This is a genomic window from Ensifer sp. Root1252, assembly GCF_001425885.1.
Classification (GTDB): domain Bacteria; phylum Pseudomonadota; class Alphaproteobacteria; order Rhizobiales; family Rhizobiaceae; genus Ensifer; species Ensifer canadensis.
Genome location: NZ_LMDT01000012.1, coordinates 14,288 through 38,595, shown reverse-complemented (window position 1 = coordinate 38,595; position 24,308 = coordinate 14,288). Strand labels below are relative to the sequence as shown.

Here is a 24,308-nt window from a genome sequence, read left to right as displayed (position 1 = left end):
AAACAGGCTTTATTGATCGAAGAATTCGATTAGATTGAGTGGAACTTCGAAACCGGATGGGATGCCGATGCAAGTGGATCTGATCGAGACGTTTCTGGACCTGATGGAAACCCGTTCCTTCAACCGCACGGCCGAGCGGCTGAACATCACCCAGTCCACCGTTTCCCACCGCGTCAAGGCGCTGGAGGCACAGTTCAATCGCAAGCTCTTTACCCGCAACAAGGGTGGAACCGTGCCGACAGCCGCCGGACTCAGGTTTCTAGACTACGCAATAGCCTTGCAAAACCAGTGGCATGAGGCAACGCGCGCGGTCACCAATGCCGGCGCGCTGGAGCGCTCCATGCGGCTCGGCATCCAGCACGATCTGGCCGAAGCCTTTGCCGGCGAATGGCTATTCACGATCAGGCGTGAGCTGCCGACAACCGAAATCTACATGGAAGCGGATTATTCCAACCAGATGAACCGGGATCTCGGCGCCGGCAACCTCGACCTCGCCATGCTCTATACCCCGCACTATCTGCCCGATCTTCATTACGAAAGGATCGGCGATCTGCATTACATGATGGTGAGCACGGAAGCGGCTGCGCTATCGGATATCAGGGTCGAGACCTATATCCAGGCGATCTATTCGCCGGCCTTCGATCGCGCTCACCGGCTGGCTCTGCCGCATCTCTCCGCAGCGCCTGTTGCGACCGGCCAGAACATGGCGATCACCATGCTCCTGCATTCGCTCGGCGGAGCCGCCTATGTCACCACCGCAACGGCCAGACGGCTGACGCAATCCGGCCACGTCGCCCTTGTTGCCGATGCGCCGGTGATCCCGCAGACGGTCTACGCCGCCACCAGTCTGCGCACCCGTCATGCCCATCAGCACCGCAAGATCATCGGTGCGATGGAGGTGCTGCTTTCCGCAGGAAATGAGGAGGAAGCCTAATGTACGTTACGCCATTCGGCGCTGGATCAGCCGCTGTAAAAACATCAGGATCGAGACGATCGCAAGATAGTAGACGAGTGCTGCCGAATACCATTCGACGAAGCGGAAACTCGACGCGATCGCGTCGTTGACGACGGCCATGATCTCCCGCATCGAAATCACATAGGCAAGCGAGGTCAGCTTGATCAGGTTGATGAACTCGTTGACGAGCACCGGCATGACGATGCGCAAGGCCTGCGGCAGGACGACGAGGCCGAAGGTCTGCAGGCGGTTGAGCCCGAGCGCGCGTGCCGCATCTGTCTGCCCCTGGCCGATCGCCGCGAGCGCCCCGCGCATCGCTTCGGCCATATAGGCGGTCGTCACCAGCGTGAAGGCGATGAAGGCGGCGGCAAAGGGCGTGTACCAGGGCGCGCGCGTCAGGCCGGGCTGCGGCGCACCGTTCCAGACGATCAGCAGCACCAGGATGAGCGGCGACGAGCGAAACAGCCAGACATAGAGCTGGGCCGCCGTGCGCCGCACCGCCGCCATCGAGTTCAGGGCGACGGCGAGCGGCAGGCAGAGCAGAAACGAGGCGACCTGAACCAGGATGGACAGCAGGATCGCGATGGCCGCCCCCTGCAACATGACCGGCATGGTCAGGGCATCCAGAAACAGTTTCGTGTCGAAGTTCATGCCCTGTCCACCTTTTCAAGCCTCAACGATCGTAATCGACGTCGAACAGCGCCGGGTCCAGCCCGTATTTCTTGGCGATGCCGGCAAAAAAACCCTGCTCCTTCAGGGCCTTCAGCCCAGCCTTGACCGCGGCCGCATCGCTGCCTTCCTGGCGGCTGTAGATGCCGTAGGTGAAATCCGATGCCCACGTGTAGGGAAGCTGCAGCGTCCCGTCGGAACGCGAGGCGCGGTAGGCGCCTTCGGCCTCTTCGGTCATCGTCGCATCGACGCGGCCGACGAGGACCTGCTGGTAGGCCGCCTGCTGGGTCGGATATTCCTGGACCTCGACCGGCGGCTGACCCTTGGCGATCAGTTCCTTGTTCAGGGGCTCGATCCGCTCCTGCTTGTAGTAGGCGCCGGCTTCGAGCGCGATCACCTTGCCGCTCAGATCCTCCGGCGCCTTGATTGTGTCGCTACCGGCCTTGGTCACCATCGCGGTGGCCGATTTCATGTAGGACACGCCGTCATAAGTCTCGCGGCGCTTGGCGTTGATGTAGATGCCGCTGACGATCAAGTCGCAGCGCCCGGCCCCGAGCGTCGGCAACAGCCCGGCAAACTCCGTGACGGTATAGTTGACCTTGGCATTCCAGAGACCGGCGAGCGCTTCGACGATCTCGATATCGATGCCGGTCGGGGTTAGATCGGCCGGACTTTCCTTGAAGGTCAGCGGCGGAAAGGCCGCGGTGGTGCACACACCGATATCGCCATCGGCGGCAAAAGCCGGCGGCTCCGCCTGGGCAAGCCCCGCCGACAGCAGGATGGTTCCGAGAAGGGTTGCATGCGATGCCAGTCTGATCATCTCTATTCCCCTCATTGTGTTGGTGAAACGCGCCCGACGATGTCGCCATAGGTCTGGCTGTCGAAGGCGGGAAGGATAAGCGGGTCGACGAACCCGTCGCGTCGTGCCGTCAGCACGTATTGCATCATCGACGCATTATCAGGCATCTCGAAAACCTGGACGAAATCATAGGTTCCGAGCGTGGCGTAGAAGGCGACCGAGCGGCCGCCGAGCGAAGAAACGCGGTCTTCGCTCACCTTGCGCCGCGCGCCGCTGTCGGCGAGTTCGGCCAATCCCTTGGCCGTCAGTTTCATTAGCGAGATATATCGTTGCATGGGGCATCATTCCGTTGAAACGGTTGGCATCAGAACCGGTGATGTGGTGTTGGCGTCAGTGTTAGCGGCTAGCTTTTGCCAGGCCGGCGATGACCGCGTCGCTGGTCGAGACCGTGCCGAAGATGCCGTTCTCGATCGAGATCATGTTGATCGCCGCCTCATGCGCCCATTGCTCGCCGCTGGCGCAGCAATCCGAGATCGTCAGGCACTGGAAATTGCGGTCGCAGGCCTCGCGCAACGTCGTATGCACGCAGACGTCGGTGGTGCAGCCGGTAAACAGCATATGGGTGATGCCCTGCGCTCTGAGCACATGCTCGAGATCCGTATAGGTGAACGAGCTGTTGCAGGTCTTGTCGATGATGACGTCGCTGTCTGCGACATCGAGCTCGGGTAGCAGCTGAAAGCCGGGGCTCGAGCGCAGCAGGACCTCGGTGTTTTCCAGCCCCGAGCGCTTGCGGCGCCATTTTTCGTAAGGCGTCATGTCGGCGAGGTCGGCACGATAGCCCTGGCGCGTATGGATGATCAGGCATCCGGCTTGCCGCGCCGCGGCGATGACACGGTTGACGGCCGGCAGAATTGCCCTAAGCGGCGCCGGATCATAGCCCATCGAAGCGAAGTAGCCGTCGGGCGAGCAGAAGTCGATCTGCAGGTCGATCACCATCAGCGCGGTCTGCGACGGAACCAGCTTTCCGTCATAAGGAAAATCAAATGGTTGGGCCTCGATCATGCATGTCTCCCTCTCTCCGATCCAATTCATAGGAGCAAAAATCGATTGGGAATAGCGATTTTTTGTGCTTGATATTGTCTAGTTTTGCTAAACAATTGCTATTGCTTTGCACGCGACAGTCGATTGTCAATCAAGGCGGAAGTTCGAATGAAAGCTTTGCATTTCCTGCCTTATCTCAGGGCCTTCGAAGCCGTCGCCCGGATCGGCTCCGTGCGCCAGGCGGCCGACGAACTGGGCCTCAGCCCCGGCGCGGTATCGCTGCAGCTGCGCCGGCTTTCAGAGACGACGGGGCTGACACTTCTGGAGAAATCGGGACGCAATATCCGCCTGACGGCGGCCGGACGTGATTTCGCCCAGACCGTCTCCCATGCCATGGGCAATCTTGCCGTCGCGGTCGAGAATGGTGCCGAGCGGCAGCTCGAAAACCACCAGAAGAAGCTGACGGTCGCCCTGCCGCCGGCGCTGGCGATCGCCTGGATGGCCAGCCTCCTGGTGCAGTTCGCCGATGCGCGCGGCGTCAGCGATCTCGCCATGCGCAGCTGCATTCGCGCAAGCGACGTCCTCTGGGACGATGTCGACCTGGCGATCGTCTACGACAATCCGCCCTTCGACGGCCTGTGGTGGCAGGTGGTCAGCGACGTGAAGCTCAGGACCATATGTTCGCCGTTATTGTTCCCGCGGCTGGAAGGCTCGCACCGCGACAGGAAGCTGCGCGACGTCACATTGCTGCATGAGGATGACGGGCGGGAATGGACGCGCTGGTCGGCCGCCTCGCGCATCTCGCTCGAAGGCAGCCGCAGCGTTCGGGTGCCCTCGGTCGCCGTCGCCGTCGCATCCGCCCTGCAGGGACAGGGCATTGCGCTCGTCTCGGACGTTCTCACCCGCTCCTACCTGCAGGAAGGCCGGCTGATCCAGCCGTTCCCGACGGCGATACCGGCATCAGCAGGCTACTATCTTCTCTGTCCGACGGAGAAGGCCGAGGAACCGCTGATCCAGGCGCTTGCCCACCAGATCGCCGCCCACCTGCGTGGCGACTGACTGGCGCCGTACCCTTCAATAGCGCCCTTTGAGCAGCGCCTTCAGCCGCACCGCATCATCCGCGGTTACGCCCGGCGGATCGACAACCTGCATCCACGCATCGATATAGTGTTCCGGCGCATAGACGTGGCCGTAGCCGATCGGCGTCGTCGTGCCCATCGCCATGTCGGCCAGAAGCTGGAACATCGTCACGACAGGAAACCATCGAAGATCGGGCGAGACGTCATGCCCGCGCGGCGCTTTCATCCAGTCCGGCTCGCGGTAGAAGGAATACGGATCGAAGAAGGTGATCGGGTCGCTGGCATATTGCAGGTAGACGATGCGGACATTGCCCCATTCAGGGCCCGGAATATCAAGCGTATTCGCCTGGTTGGTGAAGCGGATCACCGATCCGTCGCGATAGAGCGGGCGCCATTGCGGAGACCCTGGATTGCGATTGCGGGTGATCGATAGCCAGGTCTTCGTCGGAAACGGCGAGCCGACCCAGAGCGCGCCCTGGAACGGATCGCTGATGATGTCGAACGGGTCGACCGAACCCTGCGAATTCATCGAGCCGAGGCTGAGGCCGTAGAGATAGAGCCGCGGCCGCTTGTCCTTGGGCAGCGTCGTCCAGTAGCCGTAAACCGCGTCGAACAGGGCGTTGGCTGTCTCGGCGCCATATTCCGGCTCGACCAGCAGAGAGAGCCAGCTCGTCAGGTAGGAGTATTGCACCGCGACACTGGCGACGTCGCCTTTCAACAGATATTCGAGCGAATCGAGCCCCGGCGGATCGATCCAGCCCGTTCCGGTCGGCACAACGATCATAAGGTTGGAGCGCTCGAACCCGCCGACGCGCTTCAGTTCTTCGAGCGCGAGCTTCGCTCGCTCCTTTGCCGTCTCGGCCGAATTGAGCCCGGCATAGACCCGCAGCGGCTCCTTCGCCCCGCCATTGAAGAAGGCGCCGATGTCCTTGGCGCTCGGCCCTGACGCGATGAACTGGCGTCCCTGCCGCCCGAGTTCATCCCAGGTCATCAGCGACGCGCCACTGCCCGTCTTCATCGGGTCAGTCGGCGGCGCCACATCAGGATCGATCAGCGCGTCGAGCCGTTGGAACGAGCTGTCGGCCGCATGCAGAGCGTAGCGGAAGATCACCCCGTCGGTGGCCGACCAGAACAGTGCAATTGCCGCCGCTACTGCGGCGAGCTTTGCCAGTGGCCGCGTCAACACATACTCGAAGCGCCTGGCGAGAACGCGGAACGTCAACCGAAACAGCCGTGCCAGCAGGACGATGAAGATGAAGACGAGCACGGCAATCAGGCCAAGCTTCAGCGGCTCCGCGCTCTCGACCGGGTCGAGGCCCATGAGGTTCCGCACGGTATTCTGCCACGCCGCCGCCCGCCAGAGGAAGGCGAGTGCAACGGCGGTGCAGCCGAGGGCAGCCACCAGCTTGAGGATCAGCCCGGTCCGTGGCCGCACATCGGGCAGCTCGAGAAACGACCACAGCCAACGAAGGAACACGCCGATGGCATAGCCGGCAGACAGCGAAAGACCTGAGATGACCGCTTGGATGACATAGGGGCGCGGGATCAGGCTTGGCGTCAGCGATGCAGCGAAAAACAGCACCCCGACGATGAGGCCCGTCGTCGAAAACGACGCCCTATGCCCGGACACGAACTGTGGAATGGGCCACTTTGCCACGCGCAGACCTGTCTCTTGAAGGTGATCCACCGGCAGGCTCCTTGTTCACGGTCGTTCATCGAGCGCGCCATTCCGATCGACGCGTTACCCGATTGATAACCGCCAGTCACCGCGCCGACAACCTCGTATCGGCCCTGCAACCGCTACGGGCGCGACAACCCTTGCCAAAGCGGCGAATGCGGCATCCCCTTACACGCGGTGGGTGCGGATCAGCTCTTCTGGAAGGCCAGGTGAACGCCGAGCCCGACGAGCACACCACCGCCGACGCGTTGCATGGCGCGCTGCGCCATGCTCGAACGCTTGAGCCGGGTGATCAGCACGCCCGCGAGGATGACGCAGGCAATATCAGCCGACGAAAACATCAGGTTGACGATCGTGCCGAGGATGACGAACTGCAGCCAGACCGGAAACGCCGCGGATGCATCGATGAACTGCGGCAGGAAGGCGACGAAGAAGATCGCCGTCTTCGGGTTCAGCACTTCGACGGTGATGCTCTCGAAGAAGGCGCGCCGGCCGGATTTCGCCTGGATGCCGGGCAAGGCGCGCTCCCCTTGCGTCTTGGCGCGAAACAGCGAGATGCCGAGCCAGACGAGATAGGCCGCACCGGCAAACTTGACGACCATGTAAAGCACCGGCACCGCATGAAACAGCACCGACAGGCCGGCAGCCGCCGCGAAAACATGCACATAACCGCCGAGGTGAATGCCAAGCGTCGCCATCAATCCGGACCAGCGGCCGCGCGCCATCGTCTGCGCCGCCGCATAGAGCATCGCAGGACCGGGGATATAGGCGAAGATCGCCGTGGTCGCGAGGAAAGCCAACAGCAGTTCCATTGAAGGCATCGATGTGCTCCCGATAGGCTGGACGGTGCGGATAAGCTGGCAATAGACAATGCCTGCGCTTGCTTGGCAAGGCGAATGGGCCAATGCGCGCACGCAGACATTGCGGGCCGGCCCGACCTTGCCACGCCCACCTGCCTGCCGTTTTGGAATCTACAAGCCGGAATGCGGCGCGCATCTCCCAGCCGAGGGCGACCGACGCGCAGGCCGCAACGTCGCCTCCCATAGTTGTCCAGTCCGGTGTTGCGAGCCCAAGACGTGTGCAGCGTCGGGCGTTTCATCGTCCTCCACACCACCCGCGTAGCGGCGTTCCGCTTCACGCGCGGGTCACCTCGACAGGTGTCTTCATGATGATTTCACGATGCGGGAACGGGATGGAAATGCCGGCCGCCTTGAACGCATCCCATAGCGCCATCAGCACTTGACCGCGAATATTCGTCAGCCCGTTGCTCGGATCGGAAATCCAGAACCTCAATTTGAAATCGAGCGATGATGCACCGAAACCGGTCATCCAGCAGACCGGCCGGGCATAGGTGCTGGCGACCCGCGGAATCGATGCGGCGGTCTCGATGGCGATGCGCGCGACCTCGTGCGGATCGCTGTCATAGGATGTTCCGAAGTCGATCTCGATGCGAACATAGTCGCTGGAAAACGACCAGTTCACGACTTGCTGCGAAATGAAGTCTTCGTTTGGAATGAGGTATTCCTTGCCGTCTCTCGTGATCACCGAGACGAACCGGGATCGCAGGTCGCGGACCGAGCCGAAGGTATCGCCGAGTGTGATCGTGTCGCCCGGTTTGATGGATTTATCGAGCAGGATAATGATCCCCGAGATGAAGTTGGAGACCACCTTCTGCAGGCCAAAGCCGATGCCGACACCGACGGCACCGGAAAAGATCGTCAATGCGGTCAAGTCGATACCGGTGGCGTTCAGGGCGATTAAGCCGGCGAAGCAGATCAATGCGATCTTGACCAATTTGCTGATGAGGACCTTGAAGGAGGGGGTGAGATCCGCAGACCTCTGTATCCAATGCGCCGAGACGTTACCGAACAGGACGGCGAGCCAGATCAGCGCAAAGGAAAGGACGATAGCCTTCAAGACAAGCAACAGCGAAAGGCGAACCGCGCCGAGATTGAACGCCACGCCATCGAGCGTCGTCAGGATCACGCGATCGAGGCCAATCGCGTAGAGCGCAAAGTAGATCCAGCCAGTGACGGCAACAACACGCGCCAGCGTCTGATTTCTGATGATGCGCGTGAGGACCGAGATAACAAACCACGCCGCCGTAAGCGTAAGCGCGGTGCCGACCAGCCATCGGTATGACGGCCATCCAAAGCGCAACAGCATCGCATCGGCGATCCACAGCCATATAATCAGAAATAGCCACCGTAGCCGCCGCATGAAAGCGATGATGACGCGCAGCAAGTCCGGATTGCCCTTGATGGTGCGTGCGCGAGCTTCGACTGCCGGCTCTATCCGCTTTGCCAGGAGGCCACAAACCAGGTAGCCGGCGACAATCAGGGCGAGTTGATAGAACGTCCACTCGTTGAGAAGGACCGTCCGCATCCAGGAACCAACGGCGTCGAACGCTTCTACGAAATCCATCGCCTTTCTCCGCGAGCGCCATGCGTCCATCTGAGCGCACGAGAGCGGGGTGAGGAAAAGTGGGCGCGGTTTCCGCCCGCATCCCGCCCTAGCCAGAATCGATCACGTTCATGATCGTGGGTCGATCGACCGAAAATCATCGTGATCCAGGGACGCTCTCTTTTGAATCTAGCGCACCCTTTGCACTTTCAAAGCCGCCGCCCGAAAACCTGGTGCGGTCGCGTCGGGAAAATGCGACCCGCATACAGCGCAGTCCTCTCAGATCCGCCGCTCCTTGATCGTGTTCATGACGAAGCTTGTCTCGATCGAGGCCACGCATTTGAGCCGCGCGATCTTCTCCTTGATGAAGCGCTCGTATTGTTCGAGCCCGGCGCTCATCACCTTCAGCACATAATCGCGCGAGCCGGTGACGAGGTGGCATTCGAGCACTTCGTCCCAGCCGCGGATCGCCTGCTCGAACATGACGATCTCGTCCTCGTGCTGACGACTGAGCCTGACGGTCGCGATCGCCGTCATCGTCCAGCCCTCGACCGCCGGGTCGATCAAGGCGGTATAGCCGCGGATCACGCCGGTCTCCTCCAGCCGCCGCAGCCGGCGCAAACAAGGCGACGCCGATAGCCCGACGCGCTCGGCGAGCTCGTTGTTGGTGATGCGCGCGTCGGCCAGCAATTCCTTCAGAATTCGGCGGTCGGTTTCATCGGCAATTTTCTGCGTCATATTCCTTCAGTCCTGGCAATAGTTTGCGCAACTCAAGGGTATGTGATCGCAAATAGCAAGGATCGGTCCAGGCGTCTGATATAATTTGCCTGTCAGTCGCCCCGTTTCGCTTCAGGAGAAAGCCATGACCGCGCCGCACCCCTACAAGACTCATATCGGAAACCACAAGCTGCATCCCGAAACACTGATGCTGAACTATGGCTACGATCCTGAACTGTCGGAGGGGGCCGTCAAGCCGCCGGTGTTCCTGACGTCCACCTTCGTCTTCCGTTCGGCCGAGGAAGGCCGCGACTTCTTCGATTTCGTCTCCGGCCGCCGCGAGCCGCCGGCGGGTGTCGGCGCTGGTCTTGTCTATTCGCGCTTCAACCACCCGAACAGCGAAATCGTCGAAGATCGCCTTGCCGTCTATGAGCGCACGGAAAGCTGCGCGCTGTTTTCCTCCGGCATGTCGGCGATTGCCACGACACTGCTCGCCTTCGTCAAGCCCGGCGACGCGGTGCTGCACAGCCAGCCGCTCTATGGCGGTTCGGAAACGCTGCTGGCGAAAACCTTCCTCAATCTCGGCGTTTCGGCCGTCGGCTTTGCCGATGGCGTCAACGAGGCGGCGGTGACCGCGGCCGCCGAAGAGGCGATGGCCAAGGGCCGCGTCTCGGTCATTCTCATCGAAACGCCTGCCAATCCGACCAACAGCCTGGTGGACGTCGCCATGATCCGCCGCGTCGCCGACGCGATCGGCGCCAAGCAGGGTCACACGCCGGTGATCGCCTGCGACAACACCCTGCTCGGACCGGTCTTCCAGCGGCCGATCGAACACGGCGCCGATATCTCGCTCTATTCGCTGACCAAATATGTCGGCGGCCACTCCGACCTCATCGCCGGCGCAGCCCTCGGCTCGAAGGCGGTGATGAAGCAGGTGAAGGCGTTGCGCGGCGCCATCGGCACGCAGCTCGATCCGCATTCCTGCTGGATGCTCGGCCGCTCGCTCGAAACCCTGTCGGTGCGCATGCACAAGGCCAACGATAACGCCCGCGTCGTCGCCGAGTTCCTGCGCGACCATCCGAAGGTCGAGCGTATCCACTACCTGCCCTTCCACGACGAAGCCTCACCGCTCGGCAAGGCCTATGCGGCGCAATGCACTGGCGCCGGCTCGACCTTCTCCTTCGATATATCAGGCGGCCAGGAAGCGGCCTTCCGCTTCCTCAACGCACTGCAGATCTTCAAGCTTGCCGTCAGCCTCGGCGGCACGGAATCGCTGGCGAGCCACCCGGCGGCGATGACCCATTCCGGCGTGCCGATCGACGTGCGCCGCCGGATCGGCGTTCTCGACACGACGATCCGGCTTTCGATCGGCATCGAACATCCCGACGATCTGGTCGCCGACCTCGCCAACGCGCTGACGCTCGCCTGATTTCGAGAACCTGACATCAGCAGACCGGCCGCCGACGCCTTCGCGACCGGTCTGCTCAATGGGACAGGATGTTGATCACGTTGCCGAACGGGTCGCGGAGATAGAAGCGCCTGACACCCCAGGGCTCATCGGTAATGTCATAGACGATCGCCACGCCCTTTTCCCGGGCTTGGGCATAGACCGCATCGACATCGTCAACCTCGATCGAAAGCACCGGCACCGGCGTGCCGTTCCCGCCCTCACTCGCCACGCTCACCTGCGGCAATGCCGTCTGCCCTTTGGCCGCGAATGTCAGAATCCAGCCGTGATCCATCACCAGCTCGAGCCCGAGCAGATCTGCGTAAAAGGCGTGCGCGGCCTGCGGATCTGACGCGTAAAGATTGGACACGATACGTTTGACTGCCATGTCGTCCTCCCGGTTTTGCCACTCGGCAATCTGTATCGCCACGACAAGTTTGCCAAGAGCAGTGGTGCCTACTCCGATCGCGGCAGCACGGTCCGGATCGCGGTTTCGACCACAGCCTTGAAGCGCGCGATCTCCGGCCGCCGCTGCTGCTGGCGCGAGGTCTCCAGAAAGACCGTTCCCTCGGTGCCGTCGATTGCGAGCGGGCGGATGACGAGCGCCGGATGCAGGCCCGCCAGATGCCGGGCGAGTGACGACGGAACGGTGGCGACCAGCCGGCTCGCGGTCAGTGCATCGCCGATCCCCAGATGCGATGGCATGATGAGCATGATACGGCGCGAGCGCCCGTCCCGCGCCAGCAGCCGATCAAAATGGTTGTCCGAGACCGGCCACGGCAACGAATAGAGATGCGAGGCTGACAAATAGCCTTCGACCGTGACCTCATCCGTCGGAGCCAACGGGCAGAGCGGACCGAACAGGCAGACGAGGCGGTCGATCGCAACCGGGGTCCGGTCAACGAGGCTGCGGTCGTCACGATCGCCGCCGACCGAGATGACCGCATCGACTTCGCCCTGCGACAGTTCGGTGGCGTAGGAGCGGCGCTCGAAGGAGCGGATCTCCAGGCTATGGCACGCATGGTCCTGTTGCACGCCCTGGATCAGCACCGGCAGCAACTGCTGGCGCAGGCCGTCGGGCACCACCAGGGTAAACCGGCGCGCCTGGGGCAACGCTTCCAAAGCGCCGGATGAAACCGCGAGCGTAATGCTGGCAATCATCTCGCTGAGCGGCACCGCGATCTCTTCCATCCGCGGCGACGGCGCCATGCCGGTTGGCGTGCGCGCGAACAGTTCGTCGGAAAAATCCTCCCGCATGCGCCGCAGCCTGTGGCTGATCGACGACGCCGTCACCCCGAGCCGCACCGCCGCCCGCCCGACATGGCGTTCCAGCATCAGTGCATGCAGCACTTTCAGATTGTTGAGGTCGATGCGACGCCAGTCGAGCATGCTGAATTCCGTTCAATGCGAGATGAGGAGCGATCATTTTCCAGCGATCGTTGGCCTTGCTACAGCGGCTCCTTAACACAGGAGACCTCAATGCTTGACCTGAAACGGATCGCCCGCAGCACTTTGCTGCCGCTTCTGTTGCTGCCGGCGCCATCCATCGCCGAAGATGGCGGCCCGCACGTTACCAGCTGCGAAGCGATCTTCCATATGGTTGCGGGCTGGCAGAAGCAACCGCCGGAGTGGCCCGATGTCGAGCTGACGGCCGAGGTCGTGTCGTTGGAGGTTCAGGATCCGATCGCCGTCACCACCCTTTGCCCACAAACCAGGACCCGCGTCGTTTGCCTGGAATACAACAACAGCGCCTTGAAGCCGGGAGACCGGGTCGATGTCAGCGGGCTGGTCTCCGGCACTTTCGAAGACGGCGTCGTGCTCGATCCCTGCGGCACCATCAAGGTCGAAGCTGACGAAAAAACCTGACGACAGAAACCCGAGATCAGCGGGCAGCCGTCGCCACACGCACGAGGGTCGCTGCCGCCTTGCCGGCACTCTCCATATAGCTCGCATCCCGGTGCAGGAGCACGACTGCAAAACTGCCGTCGAGCAGCAACAGCATCTGGCGCGCCAGCTCGCCTGCATCATCGATGCCCGCCACGGCAAACATCTGCGTCAGCCAGGCCTCGAACTTCTTCTTGTGGGCGGCACCGATGCGGATAGCGGGATGGCCGGGCATGTTCGCAAGCTCGGCCGACGTGCGCAGGAAGCCGCACCCTTTCCATTTCGAATGCCGCGCTGCCCGGGCGAGATTGACGAAGATCGCCTCGACCTTCGCGGCAAGATCGCCGTCTGCTGCATCGAACCATCTGCGGAAGAGCGCCAGGTTCGGCTGGTCGCGCCCTTCGAGATAGGCGGCGATCAGCTCGTCCTTGCTCCCGAAATGGTAATAGAGCGTGCGTTTCGTCACCCCGGCAGCTTCAGCCACCGCGTCGACGCTGACGGCGCGAATGCCCTCGGCATAGAAGAGTTTCGAGGCGGCATCGATGATGCCTTCCCGGGTGGTGCGCTCTGGTTTTGCCATATCGATGTATACCGACTAGTGAATATACTTTTGATCTTCCCTCACCTAGCCTTCTTTCGTCAATGCCTCGCTCGACGCGAGGAAGGGAGAACACCATGTCCGACACCGTATTGCTGCAGATTTCCGATGGCATCGCGCTTCTGACGCTGAACCGACCGGCCAAGCTCAATGCGCTGAACTACGAACTGATCGATTGGCTTTTGGGTCTGCTCGACATGATCGAGGTGAACGACACCGTCGGCGCGGTGATCATCACCGGTGCTGGCGAACGGGCCTTTTCCGCCGGCGGCGACATTCCCGAGTTTTCCGGGAGCGTTGCCAAGGGGGCGAACACCGCCGTGCGTGATTTCGTCCGCCGCGGCCAGCGCCTGACCGCAAGGCTGGAGGCATTTCCCAAGCCCATCATCGCCGCCGTCAACGGTCTCGCCTATGGCGGCGGCTGCAAATCACCGAGGCCGTGCATCTTGCCGTTGCCAGCGATCGCGCCCGTTTCGCCAAGCCCGAGATCAGGCTGGGCATGCCGCCGACCTTTGGCGGCACCCAGCGCCTGCCCCGGCTTGCCGGCCGCAAACGCGCGCTGGAACTGCTTTTGACCGGCGACGACTTTTCGGCCGAACACGCGCTCGAACTGGGGCTGGTCAACAGCGTCGTTGCCCACGACGAGCTCATGCCTGCCGCCCGCGCGCTTGCCAGACGCATCCTGCGACATTCACCGCTTGTCGTCCAGACGATCATCACCGCCGTCACCCGCGGCCTCAACATGTCGATATCAGAGGGGCTTCTGGTGGAAAGCGAACAATTTGCCCGCATGGTGCCGACCGCGGACCTCACAGAGGCGTTGGTCGCCTGGAAGGATCGGCACAGAGATATTCAACCAATCGGTTGACAATAACCGCGAGATCGGCGATATTCAACGACATGGTTGAATATATGAACGATCGGCTTGACGCCGTATTCCATGCGCTGTCCGACCCGACGCGGCGGGCGATGCTGCAGGATCTGTCAGCGGGTGAGCGGCTGGTGGGCGAGTTGGCCGCACCCTTCTCGATCTCGCTTGCCGCCGCATCGAAACACATCAAGGTGCTCGAAGGCGCCGGTCTCGTGCGGCGCGAAGTGCGCGGCCGGGCGCATGTCTGCCGGCTCGACGCCGAGCCGATGCATGCCGGCATGGAATGGATGCGCCATTACGAAGCCTTCTGGCGTCAACGCATCGATGTGTTGGAGGCACTGCTTCTGGCCGAGGACGCCGCGAAGGCCGCAGACAGGCAGACCACGACGCCGCAGCAAACGGAGAAGAAGCGATGACACCGCAAGCCGGCATGGACGACGGCGGATATGCCCGGATCGTCGCGCCGGATGCGGCACGCATCGAGCGGTTGTTGCCCGGCCCGATCGAGCGCATCTGGGCCTACCTGACGGAGGAGGACAAGCGCCGCCAGTGGATGGCGTCGGGCACCATAGGTGCTATAGCCGAATCGACGGTCGAACATATCTTCCGCCATGAGGACCTCGGCACGGATTGCGGTGAGCCGCCAACCAAATATGCCGCCCTTGCCGGCGAAAGCCGTATCCATGGCCGCATCATCGCCTGCAAGCCGCCGTACCTGTTGGCCTATACCTGGGGCGAAGGCACGCCGACGCCGTCGCAGGTGCGCTTCGATCTGGAGGCCAAGGGCTCAGAAGTGCTGCTGGTGGTCACCCATTCGCGCATCGCGACACAGGAGATGATGGCAAGCGTGGCTGCCGGCTGGCACACCCATCTCGACATTCTCGCCGATGTGGTTTCCGGCCGCACCTCGCATGGCTTCTGGAACAAGCATACTAGGCTCGAACAGGAATATGCGCGGCAGATCGCTGCGCGCTAGTACCCGTTAACACATCATACTTGCTGCACGGTTTTCTCCCTTGGATCGATATCGATCCAGGGGCCCATGCCGCACGCCCATTCACCCCAACAGGATCAAGGGAGGCTACAATGTTGCTTCAGGATAAGAGTGCGATTGTTTATGGCGGCAGCGGCGCCATCGGCGGTGCTGCGGCGCGTGCCTTTGCCCGCGAAGGCGCGAGTGTCTTTCTCGTTGGACGAACGGCCGAAACCCTGGATCGTACGGCCAAGGCAATACGGGCGGCGGGTGGAAAGGCGGAGTTCGACGTCCTCGACGTGATGGATCAAGCCGCCGTCGAGCGGCATGCGCAATCGGTTGTCGACCGAACCGGCAGGATCGACGTGGTCCTGACCGCTGTCGGCTTTGCCCACATTCAGGGCCCGCCGCTTTCTGAGCTGACGCTGGAACAGTTCGAGCACCCGATTGCAGCCTATACCCGCGCCAACTTCATCACCGCCAAGGCGGCAGCAGCGCAGATGGAAAGAAACGGCAGCGGTGTCATCCTGACGCTTTCGACGCCCGGCTCGCGCATGTCCGGCTCGGGTTTCCTCGGCTACGGCACCACCTGCGGCGCCATCGAGACCTTCTCGCGCATTCTCGCCGGCGAACTCGGCAGCCATGGCATCCGCGTCATCTGCCTGCGGCCGGATGCCATTCCCGAGGCACTGCCAGCTTCGCATGCGCGCGCCGTCTTTCAAGGGTTTGCCGACCGGTTCGATACCACTGTGGAGGAGATGCTCGACGGTCGGGCAAAGTCCGGCACATTGCTCGGCCGTTTCCCGAGGCTCGACGAGGTCGCCGACTATGCCGCCTTCGTCGCCTCGGACCGGGCGGGCGCCATGACCGGCGCGATCGCCAACCTCACCTGCGGCTCGCTGGTTGATTGAAATGAACGACCGGCGGACCTTCACAGGGTCGCGTCGGTCGTTCTCTTCAGCTGCGCGCAAAACCCAGAATGAACAGCGCCAGAGCGCCGATCGAGGAAATCGTGCGCACATGGTTCCACCAGACCCAGTCGGTCAGGTAGTGCTGCTGCCAGATTTCGGTGGCAGCCTGCCCAGACGTGGCAGCCGCCAGCGCATCGTTCATCGGCACGTTGAAGATAATGGTGACGATCAGCACGCCGGCGACGTAGGCGATGCCGCCGGCCGCCAGCAGCAGGCTGCCGTTACCGCCCCAGATGAAGGCCGCGACGACCAGCGCGAGCCCCAGAAGCGCCGTGCCCATGAAGGTACTGAGGAACAGCGGATTCTGGATCACCACGTTGATGGCGTTCATCGCCGCGATCCCCTGCTCCGCCGGCAGCCGCGACAAAGCCTGCATGATGCAGACCGAGAAGATGAAGAACAGCCCGGCCATCAGGCCGGAGCCGATTGCGGCGGCAAACGCCAGAGCGGGGATCAGCGGGATCATGCGGCGATACTCCAGACACCAGTTGCAGCGGTCTCCCGGGCATAGTCGGCGAAGTCGCGCGGTTTGCGCCCAAGCACGCGCTCGACATCGGACGTCACTTGCGAATTGCGCCCGTCGAGCACCGACGTGAAGAGATAGCGGATGAGTTCGACATAGTCATCAGGCAATCCGGCGGCCCGCAACTGCACCGTGAAGTCGGCAACCGGCACGGACTGATAGCCGATCCGGCGGTTGGCAGCCGTCGCGATCTCGGCCACGGCCTGGGCAAAGGTCATCAGCCGCGGGCCTGTCAGCTCATAGACCTTGCCGACATGCCCCTCGTCCAGAAGGGCTGCAACTGCCACGTCGGCGATGTCGTCGGTGCTGATGAAGGGTTCGGTGATCTCATCCGGCGGCAGGAACACCGATCCGCTGCGAACGGAATCGGTCAAAAAATCCTCGCTGAAATTCTCGAAGAACCAGCTTGCCCGGATGATCGTCCAGTCGGCGCCGGAGGCCTGCAGTTCGCGCTCGGCCGCTTCCGCCTCGTCCTCGCCGCGCCCCGACAGAAGCACCAGCCGCTTGATGCCCGAGCGAACGGCAAGCCTCGAGAATTTGCGGATGGTTTCGACGGCGCCCGGCACCGCCAGATCCGGCTGGTAGCTGATATAGATGCGCTCGACATTTTCAAGCACGGGCGCCCAGGTCGCCTCATCCGTCCAGTCGAAGGAAGGCGATGCCGAACGGGCGCCGATGCGCACCGCGATACCCCGCTCCTCAAGGCGGGCCGCCACCCGCCGCCCCGTCTTGCCCGTACCGCCCAGAACCAGTGTGAGTTTGTCAGTCATCGCTTCCTCCTGAGGTTGATTGCAAAACATGAGCATCTCTCACATTTGCAAATGTGATAAATCCTCGTATTTTAGGAGTCAAGTCAAAATGTGAGCATTACTCATGATTCCCGATGCAAGCCCTTCCACAATCCCCGCTGACGACGAGCCGGCGCTGCGCCGCACGCCCAGCCAGAAGCGCAGCCGCGAGCGCGTCGAGCACATCCTTTCCTGCGCCACGGCGATCATCCAGGAGAAGGGCAGCGACGCCATGCGCATGAGCGAAGTCGCTGAAAAGGCTGGAATCTCGATCGGCTCCCTCTACCAGTACTTCCCCGACAAGGCGGCGGTCGTGCGCACGCTGGCCGAGCGCTACAATGCGGTCTGCAATGAATGCATCGGGGCCGAGCTTGCCAAGGTGACGTCGATCTCGGAACTGCGTGACGCCTTCTCCATGCTGTTCGACATCTATTACGATATGTTCCTGGCCGAGCCTGTGATGCGCGACATCTGGTCAGCGATGCAGGCCGACAAGGCGCTGCGCGAGATCGACCTTTTGCAAAGCCGTGCCGGCGGCCAGCTTCTGGCCGACGTCTGGGCTCGGTTTGCGCCCGACACGCCGCGCGAAACGATCGACAGCGCCGCCTTTTTGATCATGCATCTCGGCGATTGCACGATGCGGCTTGCGGTCTCCGTCACCAGAGCAGAGGGCGACCAGATCGTCGAAGCCTATAAACGCATGATCCTTCGTGATTTTGTCGCGGATGGACCGGGCGGCGGCGCAAGTCTAATTGACATCTCCGGGGTGCGATCCTAATCATCGTGGATCGATTGGTTCCCGCAACGCGAACGCGTTTCGGGAGTAAACGGGAACGTGACGGATGGACCCATGCTGGGCATTCAAATCACGGCCGACCCCGCGACTGTAGAGCGACGTGAATGCGCCGTTCCGGAGCGATCCGGAAGAAGCCACTGGAGACAAGACCGCGAGAGGGCGGCCCTTGCTCTGGGAAGGCGAGGCAAATCCAGGGTGATCTCACCCGACGTCCTGAGCCAGGAAACCTGCCAGTCGATGCGGGCATAGGGCCCAAACCGGGAAAGATCCCGACGCCATCACGGAGGTTGTCATGGCTACATCTACAGTTTCGAGCATTCCGCTCTCCCTCAGCGATCGTCTGACCGCAGGTATCATCGCGCTCCTCATCGGCGGCTTCCTCGTCTTCGGCGCAGGCCTGGCGAACTCGGCCGTGCTGCACGATACCGCGCACGACACCCGCCACTCCTATGGCTTCCCCTGCCACTAAGCGATGTTCCGGGACGCGACTTGCGTTCCGCATCGACATAGCTGCGGACAAAAACGCTTCCGGCAGACAGCCGGACGCGTTTGCTCGCGTCTGATGCAGATTGAAGATCTGCCGGACGGAGCCGTTCGCATATTTGCCAGTGGGACACGGCGCTGCCTGCCAGATGCATGGCGCGCCGATATCGAGGGATATCGAAAATGATTGTCAGAACGCTTCTGGCCGCGATCGTGGCTGGATTGATTGCCGGTGTCTTCATGACCGGCGCCCAGGAACTACGCGTCGTACCGCTGATCCTGCACGCGGAAGAATTCGAAGGCGAGGCACCGGCCGCCGGCGAACAACCAGCCGTTCAGCCGGGAACGGCCGATCCGGCCGCAGCAAACCACGACCAGCATTCGTCGCTGAAGGCGGTTTCGCCGATTGGCGCTTTGCTTGACGCCCTGTCGCCGATCACGCCTGCCTACGCCCATGAGGGCGAACACGAGGAAGGCGGCATCATGTTCGGCATGAGCCGCTTTTCCGGCACGCTGATCGCCAATCTGGTGACCGGCTCCGGCTTCGCGCTGCTGCTCGCCGGCGTCAGCCTCGTCATCGGCTACCCGATCACGCTCAGGAACGGCGCGCTCTGGGGCGCCTGCGGCTGGCTTGCCGTGCACATGCTGCCGGCAATCGGTCTGCCGCCGGAACTGCCGGGCTTCCCGGCCGCGGAACTCGGCGACCGCCAGGTCTGGTGGGGTGCAACCGTGCTGTTGTCTGCCGCCGGTCTCTATCTGCTGGTCTTGCGGCAAGAGATCGCCGCCAAGATCATCGGCCTCGTGCTGATCGCGGCACCGCATGTCTATGGCGCGCCGCAACCGTCGGACATCTCCAGCAATGTGCCGGCCGTGCTCGGCGCTGAATTCGCCGTGGCAGCCCTTGCCACCACGCTCGCGTTCTGGATTGTTCTCGGCGTCGTGTCGGGCTTCATCAACGATCGTTTCGCCAAGGCGTAACAGACCGGCCAGATTTCGCCATCAACCCGGAGCCCCTGATATCGCCGATATCAGGGGCTTTGTCGTCGAGATGTCTCAGCGCGCCTGCAATGCCAGCAGATGCGCCTGCAACCGCGCGCGGCGGTCGTCCGGCGCCAGCATCACGCAACTGTCGCAGAAGCTGCCACCTTCCGTTCGATAATAGAGACAGCAGCCGCCGCGCAGGCGATAGGTGCGCGACAGCGCATGATTGCCGCCGATCTCGATCACGATGTCCTCGTAACGGAGCTTGTCGGAAAATAGCGACGTACCCGCGCGCTTGACGATCGCCAGCGCCCTCGCCATCGCGGTCTCCTCGTCGCCGAGGACGCGGCCGATCTCCAGGAACCCACCGGCAAGCGAATCCGCCGCAAGCCGCCATTGCGCGCCCGAGGACAGGCCGGTGCGACGCTTCAACATGACGACGATCGGCGCCAGATGCGCAGCGAAGGTTTCGCCGAAGACGTCCGCAGTCGCCGGGGCATGATCCCCGGCTGCGGGCAAGGCAAGGCTGAAATGAAACCGCTTGGCCGCGACAAGCCGTTCGCCATAGGCCCGCGAAAATTCTTCGAAGCGAAGGCCGCGAACGGCTGCCACGATGCCCCCACCGAGATAGAGGCCGCCAAGCGCGAGCGTGAGCTGGTTGCTGTAAAAGGCAATCAGATGGGCGGCGCGGATCTTGTCGTCCATGCCCTCGGCAAAGCGATCCTGATAGGCAAGGCTGTCTTCAAGCCCGACGCCCTCCTCCACCCAGAACCGCGCCTCGGGAAGAAATACGTCGCCGGCGGCCCCGAGCGAAAAGCCCACTTCGGGGAAAGACGACTGCAGGTGCGCGAGAACGCCAAGGGCGCTCTGGCGCAACGCCGCGTCCGCCTCGTCCTCCGCCGGGCGCTCGTCCTGCCGCTCGTGGCCCAAGCTCATGCCGTCTCCCTGGTCTCAAGCCAGCCGCCGCGAAAATCCGCCCGCTGCAATCCGCGCCGTATGGCCGGAATGCTGCGCGTCAGCTCCCAGACGAAACCGTTTCTGGCATTCTCGATCATCATCACGACAAGCCCCTGGTCAAGCCCGACCACGCGGTCGTCGACCCAACCCTCCGGGCCCACACCGGGCAGGCTCGGATTGAACCCGCCGGGAAACCGGCTCTCGCACAGAATGTCCGGGTAACAGTTCTCGAGCTCGGCGAGTGCCGACTGCGACGCATCGGCAGCGAAAGGCAGACAGGCAACCGGTGCCCAAGGTGCCAGCGTGCCATCGTCAGGACCACCGGGCGCGCCGCGCGCCGCATAGCCGAGCATCCGCTGCCAACGCCCATCGACAAGCCGCTGCCGCCCCGCCGGTCCACCGCAGGCGCTGAGGCCCCACATATCCCCGCCGTAACCGGCGAAATCGCCGGGATTGCGCTCGGCATGGGCTCGCTGCAGCGCGATCGCCCGGCAGGTATTGTCGAAATAATCAGTCGCCTCGTCACGCATCGGCGCATCGCCAATGCCGCGAAGGTCCATCCAGGCTTGCGGAAAGAGATGGACGAACAAAGGCGCGGCCTGCAGATGCGGCGCACCGTCGACCGTGGTCCACGCATAGGCGGCCGTGAATTCGCGGTAGTGCTCCGGGCCGATTGCATGGTGCGGCGCGCCGAGCGCGAGCACGTAGAGCAGCAGTGCCTCGCTGTAGCCCTGCCATCGATACTTAAGAAACCGCCCGGGCGGTCGCCAGCCCATCGTCAGTATCTCGCCACGGCCGAGCGCCCAGCGCCAATCCACCCGGGCATAGAGCTTATCCGCAAGCGCGCGGATTTCCCGCTCCCCCGCACTGTCGCCGGAGAAATAGGCGCCTGCGGTCAAAACGCCGGCAATCAGCAGCGCGGTATCGATGGTGGAAAGCTCGCACTGCCACACCCGCTCGCCGGTCTTCATGTGGAGAAAGTGATAGTAGAAGCCGCGATAACCGGTGGCGAGCGCATCGCTCCCCTGCCGGCTTTGCGCCAGAAACCGCAGGGTCATCAGCACCCGGCCGGCCGCTTCGCCGCGCCCGATCCAGCCGCGCTCGACGCCAACAGGGTAGCAGGAAAGCCCGAAACCGGTGGCAGCGATGCTTGAGGGCGCGTCGGGAAGCGACGTATCGGCGACAAGCCCGGTGCCGGCATCGCTATAGCGCAGGAAATAGTCGAAAGCGGCGGACTGCAGCCTATCGACCTGAAAACGCTCCGTATTCCGTGTCTGTTGAAGCATATCCTCAGCTCATGCAGGCCCGTCGGCACGGTATCGATCGGCAGTAAACCCTGTCGATATCACCTTTTATTGAAGGTCAGCCAACCCCAAACAGTCGCGATAAGCCAATCCTGTGCTACATTTCCTGAGATGACGCGGCTCGCAATGACGGGTTGAAGCGATGTTAACCATGCTGGCGTTGATCCTTTCCCTGACTGGTGGCCCGACCCAATCGACCGCCGCGCACACCGACGTCGATGTCGAACTGGTGCTGGCCGTCGACATGTCCGGCTCGATGGATCTGGACGAAGCCCGCGTCCAGCGCGCCGGCTACGTGCAGGCGCTGCGCCATTCCGACTTCCTCAATGCGGTAACGAGCGGTCGCTATGGCCGGATCGCCCTTGGCTATTTCGAATGGGCCGGCACCGTCAACGAATCCTCCGTCGTTGCCTGGCAGGTGATCTCCAACGCCGCCGAAGCGGACGCCTTTGCCGCGCTGATCGAGGCCCGCCCCGTCGGCACCCGCCGCGGCACCTCGATCTCCAACGCGCTCACTTACGGCACAGCGCTGATCGACTCCAACGCCTTTGCCGGCATGCGCCGCATCATCGACGTGTCTGGCGACGGACCCAACAATATCGGCCCACCGGTCATTCCCGCCCGCGACATCGCCATTGCCCGCGGCATCATCATCAATGGCCTGGCGATCCTGATTAGACCGTCCGTCTCGACCGGGCCGCTCGACCAGTATTATGCCGAGTGCGTCGTCGGCGGCCCGGGCTCCTTCGTGCTGCCGGTGCATGAGCCGGAAGATTTCGCCATCGCCATCCGCCAGAAGCTGATCCTGGAGGTCAGCGGCCTGCCGCCACCGCCGCGTGTGCGCCTCGTCGATGCCTTGCCCGCGCCCGACTGCCTGATCGGCGAGAAGCTCCGGCCAGGCTTCATCGACCGCGTCTATCCCGAACTTGACAAGTAGTCGGCCCACATTGGCAACGACGCTTTGCCATGCCAGATTGTCGTTTCCTTACTGCATGTTTCCTTAAATCCTATTCGATTTAAGGATAAAAACAGGCAGCCATTCAAAGTGCTACAGCGACATTTGCGCGTCTAATAAGACGCGCGGCGCTGTAGGGCGCGCGCGTCGATAAGATGCCGCGTTCAATCGTGGATCGATTTCCTTCATGTCCCTGACCACCCATCCTGCGGCGGCCGACGCGTCCACCGACACCAGCACCCGACAGATTCGCGACAAGCTGCGCGATGCGATCGTCGAACGACGGCTTGCGCCCGGAACCAAGCTGTCCGAAAGCGATGTCGGCGATCTGTTCAACGTCAGCCGTACGCTGGTGCGCGCCGCGCTGCAGTCGCTCGCCTATGAGGGGCTGGTCATTGTCGAGAAGAACCGCGGCGCCTTCGTCGCCCATCCCTCGCCGGATGAAGCCCGCCAGATTTTTGCGACCCGCCGACTGATCGAGCCGGGCCTCGTGCGCGCCGCCGCGCCGCGCATTGGCGCGGCTGATATCGATGAGCTGCGCCGCCTGCTTGCCGCCGAACATCAACTGACCGCACAGCGCGGCCGGTCGGCGCGCCGCGCCGAGATCAAGGCCTCGGGTGATTTCCACCTGGCGCTCGCCGATCTCAGCGGCAATGTCATTCTCAGGCGCTTCATGGATGAGCTGGTGGCGCGCTCCTCGCTCGTCATCGCGCTTTATGGACAATCGAGCGTCTCGACCTGTGGCCACGACGAGCATGGCGACATCCTGACTGCGATCGAAACCGGCGACATCGACACCGCCTGTGCGCTGATGATCCGCCATATCGATCACATCGAGGCCGATCTCGACCTCAGGGAGCGCAAGCCGACCGACCTCAGGGCCGCGCTCGATCTCTGATCGCTGACAGCCAAAACGCTTGAACGGTTTCAGGGAGACGGCCTGCACCCGGCCGCAGGCCCCTCGCCGCTCCCCACGCCTCCATCATTCGAAAAAATCTTTCGCAAAAATTGTCACGGCGAAAGCGTGCCGGCTCTCGTCCGAAAGCCTTGTCTTCCAGGGCTTCCGACGGCCCCCCATCTGGCCGAACACATCGGGTCGGCATCGTCATGGTTAAAAAAGTGCAGCCGCGGAGGGAACCATTGGCGCTCCCCGGCGTTGGCCTCGCGCTCAAAAGACTATGAACGAGGAATGCAAGATGAGCGAAAAAACCTTCGCAACGCCGATCCACCTGAAACTGTCGTCCAAGCGGCAGACCGTCGTCAGGACGGTCTGGGAGGCGCTCGAACTGCTGCGGCAATGGCCGGGCAGACGTGGACGGGAATATCGTGCCGCCCTTCAGCGCTGCCTGGATGCGCTTGACGGGCTGACCAGCGTCAACAGGGCAAGCCAATGCTTCACCGCGGCCGCCCGTGAATCGGGCCTTCTGCTTGCCTGA

At 62.6% G+C, this 24,308-nt stretch carries 28 protein-coding genes, 1 pseudogene and 1 riboswitch; of the genes and pseudogenes, 14 read left to right on the top strand and 15 right to left on the bottom strand.

Features of this window, described 5'->3' with window-relative positions:
- Window positions 1-67 precede the first annotated feature (67 nt).
- Window positions 68-934, top strand: coding sequence for a LysR family transcriptional regulator (locus ASD02_RS12765; protein WP_025427844.1), 867 nt, complete (start codon window positions 68-70; stop codon window positions 932-934).
- Window positions 935-940: 6 nt separating this feature from the next.
- Here the strand turns inward: ASD02_RS12765 and ASD02_RS12760 are convergent, their stop codons facing one another.
- From ASD02_RS12760 to ASD02_RS12745, 4 genes are all read right to left on the bottom strand, one after another.
- The gene (locus tag ASD02_RS12760) at window positions 941-1,606 is read right to left on the bottom strand and encodes an amino acid ABC transporter permease (protein WP_057220746.1); all 666 of its coding nucleotides are present in this window, start codon (window positions 1,604-1,606) and stop codon (window positions 941-943) included.
- Between the two features lie 22 nt (window positions 1,607-1,628).
- Window positions 1,629-2,444 carry a transporter substrate-binding domain-containing protein gene (locus tag ASD02_RS12755; RefSeq protein WP_025427846.1) on the bottom strand — a complete coding sequence of 272 codons (816 nt, stop codon included), beginning with the start codon at window positions 2,442-2,444 and terminating at the stop codon, window positions 1,629-1,631.
- Window positions 2,445-2,455: 11 nt separating this feature from the next.
- A complete protein-coding gene (locus ASD02_RS12750) occupies window positions 2,456-2,758 on the bottom strand; it encodes a GYD domain-containing protein (protein ID WP_038576291.1) in 303 nt (100 codons plus the stop codon).
- Between the two features lie 61 nt (window positions 2,759-2,819).
- Complete coding sequence (locus ASD02_RS12745) at window positions 2,820-3,485, bottom strand: isochorismatase family cysteine hydrolase (RefSeq protein WP_025427847.1); 666 nt, start codon at window positions 3,483-3,485, stop codon at window positions 2,820-2,822.
- A 147-nt stretch (window positions 3,486-3,632) separates the two neighbouring features.
- Between ASD02_RS12745 and ASD02_RS12740 the strand changes: the two genes are divergently transcribed.
- Window positions 3,633-4,523: a LysR substrate-binding domain-containing protein gene (locus ASD02_RS12740; protein WP_025427848.1), complete on the top strand. Its 891-nt coding sequence runs from the start codon at window positions 3,633-3,635 to the stop codon at window positions 4,521-4,523.
- A 15-nt stretch (window positions 4,524-4,538) separates the two neighbouring features.
- Here ASD02_RS12740 and ASD02_RS12735 read toward each other — a convergent pair whose 3' ends face one another.
- From ASD02_RS12735 to ASD02_RS12720, 4 genes are all read right to left on the bottom strand, one after another.
- Complete coding sequence (locus tag ASD02_RS12735) at window positions 4,539-6,230, bottom strand: alpha/beta-hydrolase family protein (protein ID WP_025427849.1); 1,692 nt, start codon at window positions 6,228-6,230, stop codon at window positions 4,539-4,541.
- A 179-nt stretch (window positions 6,231-6,409) separates the two neighbouring features.
- Complete coding sequence (locus ASD02_RS12730; protein ID WP_025427850.1) at window positions 6,410-7,042, bottom strand: LysE family translocator; 633 nt, start codon at window positions 7,040-7,042, stop codon at window positions 6,410-6,412.
- A 313-nt stretch (window positions 7,043-7,355) separates the two neighbouring features.
- Window positions 7,356-8,645, bottom strand: coding sequence for a mechanosensitive ion channel domain-containing protein (locus ASD02_RS12725; protein WP_057217674.1), 1,290 nt, complete (start codon window positions 8,643-8,645; stop codon window positions 7,356-7,358).
- A gap of 258 nt (window positions 8,646-8,903) precedes the next feature.
- Window positions 8,904-9,362, bottom strand: a complete 459-nt coding sequence (locus tag ASD02_RS12720; protein ID WP_025427852.1) for an Lrp/AsnC family transcriptional regulator — start codon at window positions 9,360-9,362, stop codon at window positions 8,904-8,906.
- A 124-nt stretch (window positions 9,363-9,486) separates the two neighbouring features.
- Here ASD02_RS12720 and ASD02_RS12715 point away from each other — a divergent pair, with 124 nt between their 5' ends.
- Entirely contained in the window at window positions 9,487-10,770 is a 1,284-nt protein-coding gene (locus ASD02_RS12715) for a cystathionine gamma-synthase family protein (RefSeq protein WP_025427853.1), read from the top strand.
- A gap of 55 nt (window positions 10,771-10,825) precedes the next feature.
- Here ASD02_RS12715 and ASD02_RS12710 read toward each other — a convergent pair whose 3' ends face one another.
- Together ASD02_RS12710 and ASD02_RS12705 are read right to left on the bottom strand one after the other, a co-directional pair.
- Window positions 10,826-11,176: a VOC family protein gene (locus tag ASD02_RS12710; protein WP_025428215.1), complete on the bottom strand. Its 351-nt coding sequence runs from the start codon at window positions 11,174-11,176 to the stop codon at window positions 10,826-10,828.
- Between the two features lie 68 nt (window positions 11,177-11,244).
- On the bottom strand, window positions 11,245-12,177 hold the full coding sequence (locus ASD02_RS12705; RefSeq protein WP_051509174.1) for a LysR family transcriptional regulator: 933 nt from the start codon (window positions 12,175-12,177) through the stop codon (window positions 11,245-11,247).
- A gap of 90 nt (window positions 12,178-12,267) precedes the next feature.
- Here ASD02_RS12705 and ASD02_RS12700 point away from each other — a divergent pair, with 90 nt between their 5' ends.
- Window positions 12,268-12,654 (top strand): hypothetical protein, encoded by a 387-nt coding sequence (locus tag ASD02_RS12700; protein WP_025427854.1) that lies wholly within the window; start codon window positions 12,268-12,270, stop codon window positions 12,652-12,654.
- 16 nt (window positions 12,655-12,670) lie between these two features.
- On the opposite strand, the gene ASD02_RS12695 is transcribed toward ASD02_RS12700, so the two are convergent.
- Window positions 12,671-13,252 (bottom strand): TetR/AcrR family transcriptional regulator, encoded by a 582-nt coding sequence (locus ASD02_RS12695; RefSeq protein ID WP_038576295.1) that lies wholly within the window; start codon window positions 13,250-13,252, stop codon window positions 12,671-12,673.
- Between the two features lie 95 nt (window positions 13,253-13,347).
- Here ASD02_RS12695 and ASD02_RS12690 point away from each other — a divergent pair.
- The 4 genes and pseudogenes from ASD02_RS12690 to ASD02_RS12675 all read left to right on the top strand — a co-directional run bounded on the left by ASD02_RS12690 (window position 13,348) and on the right by ASD02_RS12675 (window position 16,025).
- Window positions 13,348-14,138 (top strand): annotated as a pseudogene (locus ASD02_RS12690) (crotonase/enoyl-CoA hydratase family protein).
- Between the two features lie 44 nt (window positions 14,139-14,182).
- Window positions 14,183-14,557, top strand: coding sequence for a metalloregulator ArsR/SmtB family transcription factor (locus ASD02_RS12685; RefSeq protein ID WP_225906551.1), 375 nt, complete (start codon window positions 14,183-14,185; stop codon window positions 14,555-14,557).
- Window positions 14,554-15,117, top strand: coding sequence for an SRPBCC family protein (locus ASD02_RS12680; RefSeq protein ID WP_025427857.1), 564 nt, complete (start codon window positions 14,554-14,556; stop codon window positions 15,115-15,117). The genes ASD02_RS12685 and ASD02_RS12680 overlap by 4 nt, the downstream gene beginning before the upstream one ends.
- Before the next feature lie 110 nt (window positions 15,118-15,227).
- Window positions 15,228-16,025, top strand: coding sequence for an SDR family oxidoreductase (locus tag ASD02_RS12675; RefSeq protein ID WP_025427858.1), 798 nt, complete (start codon window positions 15,228-15,230; stop codon window positions 16,023-16,025).
- A 46-nt stretch (window positions 16,026-16,071) separates the two neighbouring features.
- Here the strand turns inward: ASD02_RS12675 and ASD02_RS12670 are convergent, their stop codons facing one another.
- Complete coding sequence (locus tag ASD02_RS12670; RefSeq protein WP_025427859.1) at window positions 16,072-16,551, bottom strand: anthrone oxygenase family protein; 480 nt, start codon at window positions 16,549-16,551, stop codon at window positions 16,072-16,074.
- Window positions 16,548-17,378 (bottom strand): NAD(P)H-binding protein, encoded by an 831-nt coding sequence (locus ASD02_RS12665; RefSeq protein WP_156408401.1) that lies wholly within the window; start codon window positions 17,376-17,378, stop codon window positions 16,548-16,550. The genes ASD02_RS12670 and ASD02_RS12665 overlap by 4 nt, the downstream gene beginning before the upstream one ends.
- A 103-nt stretch (window positions 17,379-17,481) precedes the next feature.
- Between ASD02_RS12665 and ASD02_RS12660 the strand changes: the two genes are divergently transcribed.
- The 3 genes from ASD02_RS12660 to ASD02_RS12650 all read left to right on the top strand — a co-directional run bounded on the left by ASD02_RS12660 (window position 17,482) and on the right by ASD02_RS12650 (window position 19,653).
- Window positions 17,482-18,174, top strand: coding sequence for a TetR/AcrR family transcriptional regulator (locus ASD02_RS12660; protein ID WP_057220744.1), 693 nt, complete (start codon window positions 17,482-17,484; stop codon window positions 18,172-18,174).
- A riboswitch (cobalamin riboswitch) is annotated at window positions 18,173-18,442 on the top strand. It overlaps the preceding gene by 2 nt.
- Window positions 18,443-18,484: 42 nt before the next feature.
- Complete coding sequence (locus ASD02_RS12655; protein WP_025427862.1) at window positions 18,485-18,661, top strand: CbtB-domain containing protein; 177 nt, start codon at window positions 18,485-18,487, stop codon at window positions 18,659-18,661.
- A 197-nt stretch (window positions 18,662-18,858) separates the two neighbouring features.
- The gene (locus ASD02_RS12650) at window positions 18,859-19,653 is read left to right on the top strand and encodes a CbtA family protein (protein ID WP_025427863.1); all 795 of its coding nucleotides are present in this window, start codon (window positions 18,859-18,861) and stop codon (window positions 19,651-19,653) included.
- Between the two features lie 75 nt (window positions 19,654-19,728).
- Here the strand turns inward: ASD02_RS12650 and ASD02_RS12645 are convergent, their stop codons facing one another.
- Together ASD02_RS12645 and ASD02_RS12640 are read right to left on the bottom strand one after the other, a co-directional pair.
- Window positions 19,729-20,592 (bottom strand): (2Fe-2S)-binding protein, encoded by an 864-nt coding sequence (locus tag ASD02_RS12645; protein ID WP_025427864.1) that lies wholly within the window; start codon window positions 20,590-20,592, stop codon window positions 19,729-19,731.
- Window positions 20,589-21,899: a glucoamylase family protein gene (locus ASD02_RS12640; protein WP_057220743.1), complete on the bottom strand. Its 1,311-nt coding sequence runs from the start codon at window positions 21,897-21,899 to the stop codon at window positions 20,589-20,591. The genes ASD02_RS12645 and ASD02_RS12640 overlap by 4 nt, the downstream gene beginning before the upstream one ends.
- A gap of 160 nt (window positions 21,900-22,059) precedes the next feature.
- Between ASD02_RS12640 and ASD02_RS12635 the strand changes: the two genes are divergently transcribed.
- From ASD02_RS12635 to ASD02_RS12625, 3 genes are all read left to right on the top strand, one after another.
- Window positions 22,060-22,854, top strand: a complete 795-nt coding sequence (locus tag ASD02_RS12635; RefSeq protein ID WP_025427866.1) for a DUF1194 domain-containing protein — start codon at window positions 22,060-22,062, stop codon at window positions 22,852-22,854.
- 205 nt (window positions 22,855-23,059) lie between these two features.
- A complete protein-coding gene (locus ASD02_RS12630) occupies window positions 23,060-23,770 on the top strand; it encodes a GntR family transcriptional regulator (protein ID WP_057220742.1) in 711 nt (236 codons plus the stop codon).
- 298 nt (window positions 23,771-24,068) lie between these two features.
- Window positions 24,069-24,308, top strand: coding sequence for a DUF982 domain-containing protein (locus ASD02_RS12625; RefSeq protein ID WP_025427868.1), 240 nt, complete (start codon window positions 24,069-24,071; stop codon window positions 24,306-24,308).

Excerpts from the sequence above, each read along its gene's own strand:
- ASD02_RS12675 (WP_025427858.1), top strand. The coding sequence starts at position 15,228 with ATGTTGCTTCAGGATAAGAGTGCGATTGTTTATGGCGGCAGCGGCGCC.
- ASD02_RS12685 (WP_225906551.1), top strand. The coding sequence starts at position 14,183 with ATGAACGATCGGCTTGACGCCGTATTCCATGCGCTGTCCGACCCGACG.
- ASD02_RS12695 (WP_038576295.1), bottom strand. The coding sequence starts at position 13,252 with ATGGCAAAACCAGAGCGCACCACCCGGGAAGGCATCATCGATGCCGCC.
- ASD02_RS12710 (WP_025428215.1), bottom strand. The coding sequence starts at position 11,176 with ATGGCAGTCAAACGTATCGTGTCCAATCTTTACGCGTCAGATCCGCAG.
- ASD02_RS12760 (WP_057220746.1), bottom strand. The coding sequence starts at position 1,606 with ATGAACTTCGACACGAAACTGTTTCTGGATGCCCTGACCATGCCGGTC.
- ASD02_RS12765 (WP_025427844.1), top strand. The coding sequence starts at position 68 with ATGCAAGTGGATCTGATCGAGACGTTTCTGGACCTGATGGAAACCCGT.
- ASD02_RS12645 (WP_025427864.1), bottom strand. The coding sequence starts at position 20,592 with ATGAGCTTGGGCCACGAGCGGCAGGACGAGCGCCCGGCGGAGGACGAG.
- ASD02_RS12630 (WP_057220742.1), top strand. The coding sequence starts at position 23,060 with ATGTCCCTGACCACCCATCCTGCGGCGGCCGACGCGTCCACCGACACC.
- ASD02_RS12730 (WP_025427850.1), bottom strand. The coding sequence starts at position 7,042 with ATGCCTTCAATGGAACTGCTGTTGGCTTTCCTCGCGACCACGGCGATC.
- ASD02_RS12665 (WP_156408401.1), bottom strand. The coding sequence starts at position 17,378 with ATGACTGACAAACTCACACTGGTTCTGGGCGGTACGGGCAAGACGGGG.
- ASD02_RS12650 (WP_025427863.1), top strand. The coding sequence starts at position 18,859 with ATGATTGTCAGAACGCTTCTGGCCGCGATCGTGGCTGGATTGATTGCC.
- ASD02_RS12755 (WP_025427846.1), bottom strand. The coding sequence starts at position 2,444 with ATGATCAGACTGGCATCGCATGCAACCCTTCTCGGAACCATCCTGCTG.
- ASD02_RS12705 (WP_051509174.1), bottom strand. The coding sequence starts at position 12,177 with ATGCTCGACTGGCGTCGCATCGACCTCAACAATCTGAAAGTGCTGCAT.
- ASD02_RS12635 (WP_025427866.1), top strand. The coding sequence starts at position 22,060 with ATGTTAACCATGCTGGCGTTGATCCTTTCCCTGACTGGTGGCCCGACC.
- ASD02_RS12625 (WP_025427868.1), top strand. The coding sequence starts at position 24,069 with ATGAGCGAAAAAACCTTCGCAACGCCGATCCACCTGAAACTGTCGTCC.
- ASD02_RS12745 (WP_025427847.1), bottom strand. The coding sequence starts at position 3,485 with ATGATCGAGGCCCAACCATTTGATTTTCCTTATGACGGAAAGCTGGTT.
- ASD02_RS12700 (WP_025427854.1), top strand. The coding sequence starts at position 12,268 with ATGCTTGACCTGAAACGGATCGCCCGCAGCACTTTGCTGCCGCTTCTG.
- ASD02_RS12750 (WP_038576291.1), bottom strand. The coding sequence starts at position 2,758 with ATGCAACGATATATCTCGCTAATGAAACTGACGGCCAAGGGATTGGCC.
- ASD02_RS12725 (WP_057217674.1), bottom strand. The coding sequence starts at position 8,645 with ATGGATTTCGTAGAAGCGTTCGACGCCGTTGGTTCCTGGATGCGGACG.
- ASD02_RS12740 (WP_025427848.1), top strand. The coding sequence starts at position 3,633 with ATGAAAGCTTTGCATTTCCTGCCTTATCTCAGGGCCTTCGAAGCCGTC.
- ASD02_RS12715 (WP_025427853.1), top strand. The coding sequence starts at position 9,487 with ATGACCGCGCCGCACCCCTACAAGACTCATATCGGAAACCACAAGCTG.
- ASD02_RS12660 (WP_057220744.1), top strand. The coding sequence starts at position 17,482 with ATGATTCCCGATGCAAGCCCTTCCACAATCCCCGCTGACGACGAGCCG.
- ASD02_RS12720 (WP_025427852.1), bottom strand. The coding sequence starts at position 9,362 with ATGACGCAGAAAATTGCCGATGAAACCGACCGCCGAATTCTGAAGGAA.
- ASD02_RS12670 (WP_025427859.1), bottom strand. The coding sequence starts at position 16,551 with ATGATCCCGCTGATCCCCGCTCTGGCGTTTGCCGCCGCAATCGGCTCC.
- ASD02_RS12655 (WP_025427862.1), top strand. The coding sequence starts at position 18,485 with ATGGCTACATCTACAGTTTCGAGCATTCCGCTCTCCCTCAGCGATCGT.
- ASD02_RS12680 (WP_025427857.1), top strand. The coding sequence starts at position 14,554 with ATGACACCGCAAGCCGGCATGGACGACGGCGGATATGCCCGGATCGTC.
- ASD02_RS12640 (WP_057220743.1), bottom strand. The coding sequence starts at position 21,899 with ATGCTTCAACAGACACGGAATACGGAGCGTTTTCAGGTCGATAGGCTG.